At 71.0% G+C, this 1,959-nt stretch carries 1 protein-coding gene; it reads right to left on the bottom strand.

The window, feature by feature from the left end:
* The coding region (locus GXP76_RS35330; RefSeq protein WP_242575707.1) for a condensation domain-containing protein at positions 1-1,959 on the bottom strand (1,959 nt) is incomplete at both ends.

Here is a 1,959-nt window from a genome sequence, read left to right as displayed (position 1 = left end):
CCACCGACAGCGCCTTCACCCGCTCCCGCTCCCCCACCGACCGCACATCCAACTCCGCCAACTCGCGGTCAGGAGCGTCGGCGAGCGCCTGGACAACGGTTGCCAGCCGGTCCGCGATGAGCAGGGCGGTGGACCGCTCGAACAGGTCCGTGTTGAAGACGAGATGTCCGGTGACGGCGCCGTCGCGCTCCTCGGCCTGGACGACCAGGTCGTAGGGGGTGGTGCGGAACGGAACGGGGACCGGGCTGACGTTCAGGCCGGTCAGCTCGTACCGCGGCGGGGTTCCGTTGACCGCGAGCAGGACCTGGAACAGCGGGCTGCGGTCGCGGTGCGGGCGCAACTCCCGGATCAGTTCCTCCAGTGGGAGCTGAGGATGGGCGCGGATGTCGTCCACGAGTTCACGTGTCGCTCGCAGGGCCTCGGTGAGCGTGGCGTCGGGGTCGGGCCGCAGACGGAGCGGGAGGGTGTCGACGAGGTAGCCGACGACCTCGGCAGTCTCCGGGTGGTCGCGGCCGGCGACGGGGATGCCGATCGTCACGTCGTACCGGTCGGTGAGCTTTGCCAGGACGATGGCCAGTGCGGTGGCGAGAACGGTGAACGAGGTGGTCCCCGCGGCTCGGGCCGTGGCGCCGAGTGCTTCCTGCGGAAGGGTCAGGGCCACCGCGTCGCCCCGGTAGGTCTGCTGCGGGGGGCGGGGCCGGTCGGTGGGCAGTCCGGCCGACGGAGCGCCTGCCAGGTGGGTCCGCCAGAACTCCACTTCCTCCGGTGCCGTACCGCGCTGCCAGGCGCCCACTTCGGCGTACTGAACGGGCGAGGGCGGGAGGGGTTCGGCGTCCGGGGCGCTCAAGAGGGTGGCGTAACGTTCGGCGACCTCCTGGAAGGCGAGATCCAGTGACCAGCCGTCGGCGATCGCGTGGTGCAGGCTGACGACGAGTACGTGGTGCTCGGGGCCGGTGCGGACGAGCGTCACGTGCCAGAGGGGGCCGGTGGTGAGGTCGAAGGCCCGCCGGGTCTCCGCGTCGATCACCGCCTCCCAGTCGGCGGTGGTGACCCGAGTGAGCGGCACCTCGGCCTCGGCACTGACGATTTGGCGGACCTCGCCGTCGATCTGGCGCAGTGAGGTACGCAGGACCTCATGGCGCAGCGCGAGGTGACGCAGGGCGGTGGTCAGCGCGTGCTCGTCCAGGGTTCCTTCGATGTGGACGGCGCCCCTGATGTGGTACGCGAGGTTGGCCTGGGGGTCCAGCGCGCACAGCACCCAGAGCCGCTCCTGGCCGAGCGAGGCTGGCAGGACGAGGGTCCCGTCCGGTGCCGGGGCCCGGTCGAGCAGGCCGATCGCCGACGCGGGCTGCTGCTCATTGTCCGCGGGCAGGCGGGCGGCCAGGTCGGTGAGTGTGGGGTGTTCGAAGACGAGGTGCAGCGGAACGTGCGTGCCTAGCGCGGCGCCGAGCCGGTGGGTGAGACGGGTGGCGAGGAGGGAGTGGCCGCCGAGGGCGAAGAAGTCGTCGTCGGCGCCGATGTCGCTGACATCGAGCAGCTCACCCCAGATGCGGGCCACCAGTTCCTCGGCCGGTCCGGTGGGGGCGCGGTAGGCGGTGTGGCCGGTGCCCGGCTCGGGATCGGGGAGTTGGTTGCGGTCGATCTTTCCGTTGGGGAGGAGCGGGAACTCCTCCAGACCGACGAAGACGGAGGGGACCATGAAATCCGGCAGCCAGGTGCGCACATAAGAGGTCAGCTCGGAGGGAACCACGTCACCGGGCTTCTCCGGGACGACGTAGGCGACCAGTCGGAGGGATCCGCTCGTGTCCTCGCGGGCGACGACCACGGCTTCGCCCAACTGGTCGTGGCGGCGCAGGACTTCCTCGACCTCGCCGAGTTCGACCCGGTGACCACGCACCTTCACCTGACCGTCGGCGCGGCCGAGATAGTCCAGCTGGCCGTCCGGACGCCACCGCACCA

This window comes from Streptomyces sp. NP-1717, assembly GCF_022695985.1.
Classification (GTDB): Bacteria; Actinomycetota; Actinomycetes; order Streptomycetales; family Streptomycetaceae; genus Streptomyces.
This window is presented reverse-complemented; position numbering and strand designations above follow the sequence as displayed.